Source organism: Nostoc sp. (genome assembly GCF_036917975.1).
GTDB lineage: Bacteria > Cyanobacteriota > Cyanobacteriia > Cyanobacteriales > Nostocaceae > Nostoc.
Map to the genome: position 1 here is coordinate 1 of NZ_JBALEJ010000090.1, position 5,984 is coordinate 5,984.

Here is a 5,984-nt window from a genome sequence, read left to right on the forward strand (position 1 = left end):
TTTTATAGTTTTGACTAGCTAGTTTTGATGGTTGCATTTACATCCTATAAGCTAGCCATAGTAAAGCTTTGATAGTTTTCGGAGATGTCTATTGTACTGATTGCCGCTTGAAAGACCTGTTTCTCAGTATCGTCGAGCCTCAAATACGTATCAACGAACCCAGAAATTAGTTGCATCCTTGCTGGGTCTAATTTTAAGGTCGCCAGCAGCCGCAAACATTCCGCCTTCACCTGTGGACGTTCTTGCTTGGAAATATTCATCTTTGACATTAATGCTGCCGCTACCGGATTTGGCTGCGTGAGAAAATCGCGCCAACTTAAACGATTCAACTGGATTGCTACAAACTGAAATTCCAGCACTTTTAAATCTCCAAAGGTGACGCAATAATTTTGGGGTTCGGCGCGTTTGGGTTCATCAAAAGAAAAAATTACAACTGGGTAAATCGGTAAATCATACTTTTCATGTAGGCGCGCAAAATATTTAAACATCCGCTTTGCAAAGGCTGTTTCAGTGTAAGACTGGTTTTCAACATGAATTAGAAAACAAGTATCTTGCTGTTGATAACGCACCTGCGCCAGTAAATCAATTTCCTTCTTTTCGCCAGAAGTGACATCATTAAATACTTCTTGGGGTAAAAGCTGGATGGAATTACGATCTATTTGGCTGGCTACTTGAGGTAGAAACAAATCAAGAAAATCAATAAAAAACGTAGATAATAATTCTTTGAAAAGGCGGTCGTGGTCAATCATAATATTTATCTTTAACTTTCATAACAATCATTCTATTTTCAGGTTAAGATTTTTACTAAAGCTCAGTATCGCATATACTAAATATCTCTGCAATCCACTAGAATAAAGAGATGATAATCTGATTTATGTATATTAGTCTTGCTAAATCCCCGTCTTGGTAAGCTTTATTGATTTCTTTCATGATTTCTGTATGATATTTCTGTGTTTCGCTGTCTCTAGCTTTGTCAGGGTGAAAGATTTCAGCCAACTTCAGAAATGTTTGACGAATTTTTCTTTGCTCATCTGTTCTAGCTACGGAGGGAGATTCTATAGGCTGTTGTGATTGCCAATTTTGATAGTGTTTTGAAGTAGTTTCCTCTGAAAAATCTCTAGTTGTATTTTCATCTTCATTATCAAACGGTTTGTCTAACTCTATATCTAAATGTCTACTATTGGGGTTTACACTGATGACTCCTGCCATCGGTAGATTCCAGTAAACTGCTTCTATCTTTTTGAGGGTTTGTTTACCAAGCTTTCTAGTAGTAAAAATTTCATCAAACAGAGTATGAATTTCCCGATCTAACTCAGCCATTCTTTGGAATAGTGGAGTAGCTTTAGTAAGAAATTCCGCACCAAAAGAACGCATCTGTTCGACAAAGTTCTTCAGTTCTGTGCGCTTCTTCTTGATCTGTTTGAGTAGTGATTGATGTTGTTTTTCTAGAAACTCTAAGCGGATATGTAATTGAGACAGAGCTAGCGGAGTTACTTTAATTGATTGCGATGGAACTGTAGTTTTTCGAGGCATGAAACACGTATGTAAGTTTAAAGTTTAAAATGGAACTGTCGCATTACTTAGGGAATGCGAAAAAAGACACATCTTGGACTGCCATAATTGCTAGGCGTATTCTGGTTTAATCGCGGATTTTAAAAGTCATTATCCGTAAAGGGAACTATGGATGGTAAAAACTTTTGAAAAGATGGGTAAAATTGTAATCTTGCTTCATAGTCATCTGTTTGTGATACTTCTAATTCAATTGTTTGCTGATTTTTTTCATCAAAGAGCAACTGGATTTGATAATTAGTCCAGAATTGCTCGCCAAGTTCATCTTCTAAATCAAAAAGTTTTTCTTCATCACCCCATATATTTGACCAAAGTCCGATCCTATTAGCCCGAAAATGATTTTGACCATTTGCATCCCCAATTACAAAATATGCTTCGACAGTCAAATTAAATTCCAAATCATCGACCTCTGTTTCTGTAATATTGCAGTTAACGAGTACTAAGGTATCTGGGTTAACGTTTATTACCTGCTCTTGGCGTTTTAATAATTCTTGTAATACGAAATCAGGTAATAGCTCAGAACTTCCCTCAAGGGCTTGTTTTTGAGTTTCTGGCGAGTAACGGGTTTTTAACTCTTGGGTGATTAAAATTAAAATATCTTCACTAGCTAAATTGACAACTATCTTTTTATCTGTGGGATTAAGGAAACTTCCAACATTCAGATTAATGTGTTTTTTAATTGGCATAGTTATGTAAAATCCTTTTGAACAGTTCATACTCATCTACAAATAAAGCGAAGTCAAGGAAAAATGTTACCTTAGCTTCAGTGATCCGTTTTTATCAAGACGTACTTCCGAGTAATTGCATCCTTAAACTCATAATTATAAATGACTGTGATTTGATAGCCTATTATGTTCATCCGCTAATATTTAAAAATGCCACAGTGCTTGACCAATTAACGGATTGGTTGAGTAAGTAACGAACAAATAAATTTTTAATAATATTTATTTCCTCACTAGTCAAATTTGCAGCCAGACGATCTGCATAACTTGGTCGATTAAGATTAGCAGCAAATAAACGCTTGATAAAATTATCAGAGATGTGCATTGGTGTCAAATACTTTTCAACAACGACTTGTACACAGTGTCCATTTGAGGCAAAAGCGTGACGCAAATCGTCAGCATCCCAGTTAAGCATGGGGTCAGAGGCATCTGTATAAATAGCTTCTTCTGCTAAAACTAATCGCTCATACAATTTGGCATCAAGATTTTGGCTTGTTGTAAGCGGTAAAACCTTTGGGTATGACGAGGTACTGTCTCAGCTAAAATAAGCTTGACTGAGTGCGGGAGCAATTGACCTAAAATTTGAGCAGCAAGTCCCTTATTTGATTCCGAGGCTAGTACATTGCGCCCAATAATAGAGTCAAACTGTACATTTGGTGCAAGAGATGCCAGCATAGCAGGTATCTGTGCAACAGATGCAGTAAAAATTATTGGTTGCATTGTTTCAGGAAGTGCCGCAGCAAGTTCTACTAAAGCATCGGCATCAGAGCGATTGCGAACACAGGCATAAACCCCACCTTCAGGAACTTGCCGTATTGCTTCCCAAGTAAGTAAACCAGTGGCGGCATTTAGATCCAATACTAAGTGATGACGTTGTAATTGAGCGAAAGTGAAAATGCGCTCGCGCACAGATGCTAATTGTGTACTTACCTGAGAAAGTGTACGTTGCAACCAACGCTCATCTGCTCGGTTAACAGTTCCATAAGTCATGACTTCCATTGGTGCAACACCAATACCTTCTACTATTGCAGCAAGTTGAGCTTCTCGACGACGTGCCACTTGCGTTGCGATTTGATGTTCATAACCTTGGGTTGATGGTTGATAAAACAATTGACCTTGCAAGCTCTTGGGTAAATATTGCTGTTCTACCCAATGATCTCGATAAGCGTGAGGATAGAGATAACCAGCCCCATGCCCAAAGCCTTTTTTATCCCGATTGGCATCTTTAAGGTGAGTAGGGACTTCTGCAACATTTTCATTTTCTACTGCGGCGAAAGCATCAAAAAAGCCCATAATGCTATTGGATTTTGGTGCAGTCGCTAAATAAAGTACTGCCTGTGCTAAATGATAACGTCCTTCTGGCATTCCCACGCGGTCAAAAGCTTCGGCACAGGCATTTGTAACGACAATTGCTTGTGGATCAGCCAATCCGACATCTTCACTGGCAAGAATTAACATCCGACGGAAGATGAAGCGCGGGTCTTCACCGGCATAAACCATTTTGGCCAGCCAATAGAGTGCTGCATCTGGGTCAGAACCTCGTAAGCTCTTAATAAAAGCACTGATGGTATCAAAATGGACATCCCCTTCTTTATCGTATAAAACAGCACGTTGTTGAATTGATTCTTCTGCTACTGCTAGGGGAATATGAATAACACTTGTAGCATCAGGGGGTGTAGTCTCTACAGCCAGTTGCAAAGCATTCAATAACGAACGAGCATCACCATTGGCAACATTAACTAGATGAGCTAAAGCATCTGTGTCAATTTGTACTATTAAGTTGCCATAACCGCGTTCCGAATCAGCTAGTGTTTGCTCAACAATTTTGTATAAATCTTTATCAGTTAATTGCTGAAGTTGAAAAATCCGCGAACGGCTTACGAGTGCTTTATTGACTTCAAAAAAAGGATTTTCGGTGGTAGCACCAATGAGAATGATTGTACCATTCTCTACCCAAGGCAATAGAGCATCTTGCTGAGACTTGTTAAAACGATGGACTTCATCGACAAAAAGAATAGTTCGTTGATTATGAAACTTGCGCTGTTGTTGGGCTATTTCAATTGCCGCTCGAATTTCTTTAACTCCCGAAAGTACGGCATTGATAGCAATGAAGTGAGCGCAGGTGCTGTTGGCAATAACACGGGCTAAAGTAGTTTTGCCAGTCCCTGGTGGGCCAGAAAAGATTAAGGAAGACAGTTGATCCAAACTAATAGCACGCCGCAGTAGCCTTCCTTGTCCGATAATATGGTCTTGACCAACAAATTCATCAAGTGTCCGTGGACGCATCCGAGCCGCCAGGGGTGCTGATTCTTCAGTTATTTTTGCAAGATGTTGGTCAAATAAGTCCATTAGTTAATACGTTTTTATTCACTGCCAACTCTGATTATTCAGAAAAATCAACTACTATCTCATTAATTCTGACAACATCTGCTCAAGAATATCTGACATAATTTCCTCGTCTAGGGAGTGCAGAGTTGGTGGGCCACCAAGAAATTCTTTGATAGTGATCTTCTGTTCTCTAAAGTCCTTGACAAAATCCCGAATCTGAGAAACAACGTTAATTTGATTTTCTATCGTTTCTACCATAATAGCCATCGAGTCAATGCCTTTTTTAGCAGCTTTGCGAGAATCAGAAACCATTGTTCCTTCTGGAGTATTTTTTGCTAAACGCAGTTCCCGTTTCAAGTTTTCATATTGAGTGAAGTTAACCAAATTTAATTGGCTCAATATTGCTATTTGTCAATATCTTTTTCAAGTGGGCGAACCTATCGGTAAAATTATGCCTTGGTGTAACTGGAAATACTGTAGAGTATAGAATTGCCCGACGCAACTCCCCCTATGACTACCGCACCCTTAAGCTGGCAAGAACTAGAAACCCTCACGGATTATCAAATAGATACCGTTAATGGTCTTACCAACGCTAGAGCCAGGTTGCGGTTGTTTGGTCAGCCAGAATCTGATGTGCGGGTAACGCTGTACCGTGATAACCACGCCTGGTGTCCTTACTGTCAAAAAGTTTGGTTATGGCTAGAGGAAAAACAGATCCCCTACCGGATCGAAAAAGTGACAATGTTCTGCTATGGAGAGAAAGAAAGTTGGTACAAACGTAAGGTACCATCAGGAATGCTCCCCGCGATCGAGCTTGATGGACGGATTATTAAAGAAAGCGATGACATTTTGATCGCTTTGGAAAAAGTATTTGCTCCATTGAACCAAGGCATGGAAGACCCCACGGTGCTGACACTACGTCAATTAGAACGACTTTTGTTTAGAGCTTGGTGCGCTTGGCTATGCTCTAGAACCGATTCCTCTCAACAAGAACAACGCAACCGAGAACAATTTATCGCAGTGGTGGCTAGGGTAGAGTCGGCTCTGGGTAGCACCCCAAGCCCTTACTTTCTATCGGGCTTCGGCATCGTCGATGTCATTTTTACGCCATATCTCGAACGGATGAATGCGAGCCTTTACTACTACAAGGGCTACTCACTGCGGGAAGAAAACCCTCGTTTGAGCTTCTGGTTTGCCGCAATGGAAAGCCGAACTACCTACTGCGGTACCCAGAGCGACTTTCACACCCACGTACATGATTTGCCGCCCCTTGCCATCAAGTAGGATTACCGCAGCCATCTTGGCAAATCGCCTTTTATTTTCTTCACCAGAGAAGCTAACATCACTTTCACATTCACACTCAAC

The 5,984-nt window shown here is 40.1% G+C and carries 5 protein-coding genes and 2 pseudogenes; 1 reads left to right on the forward strand and 6 read right to left on the reverse strand.

The annotated features are described in order from the left end of the window. Positions 1-44 precede the first annotated feature (44 nt). The 6 genes and pseudogenes from V7K76_RS29150 to V7K76_RS29175 form a co-directional block, all read right to left on the reverse strand. Entirely contained in the window at positions 45-749 is a 705-nt protein-coding gene (locus V7K76_RS29150) for an Rpn family recombination-promoting nuclease/putative transposase (RefSeq protein ID WP_334954121.1), read from the reverse strand. Positions 750-846: 97 nt separating this feature from the next. After that, on the reverse strand, positions 847-1,533 hold the full coding sequence (locus tag V7K76_RS29155; protein ID WP_334778246.1) for a J domain-containing protein: 687 nt from the start codon (positions 1,531-1,533) through the stop codon (positions 847-849). 119 nt (positions 1,534-1,652) lie between these two features. After that, positions 1,653-2,255 carry a hypothetical protein gene (locus V7K76_RS29160; protein WP_334778247.1) on the reverse strand — a complete coding sequence of 201 codons (603 nt, stop codon included), beginning with the start codon at positions 2,253-2,255 and terminating at the stop codon, positions 1,653-1,655. Positions 2,256-2,424: 169 nt separating this feature from the next. Further along, a complete protein-coding gene (locus tag V7K76_RS29165) occupies positions 2,425-2,763 on the reverse strand; it encodes a hypothetical protein (protein WP_334778248.1) in 339 nt (112 codons plus the stop codon). Beyond that, complete coding sequence (locus tag V7K76_RS29170) at positions 2,748-4,640, reverse strand: AAA family ATPase (RefSeq protein WP_334778249.1); 1,893 nt, start codon at positions 4,638-4,640, stop codon at positions 2,748-2,750. The genes V7K76_RS29165 and V7K76_RS29170 overlap by 16 nt, the downstream gene beginning before the upstream one ends. A gap of 54 nt (positions 4,641-4,694) precedes the next feature. Next, positions 4,695-4,997, reverse strand: a pseudogene (locus V7K76_RS29175) (molecular chaperone DnaJ); the annotation flags it as partial. Between the two features lie 132 nt (positions 4,998-5,129). On the opposite strand from V7K76_RS29175, the pseudogene V7K76_RS29180 reads away from it, so the two are divergent. Beyond that, a pseudogene (locus tag V7K76_RS29180) lies at positions 5,130-5,888 on the forward strand (glutathione S-transferase family protein); the annotation flags it as partial. Positions 5,889-5,984 lie beyond the last annotated feature (96 nt).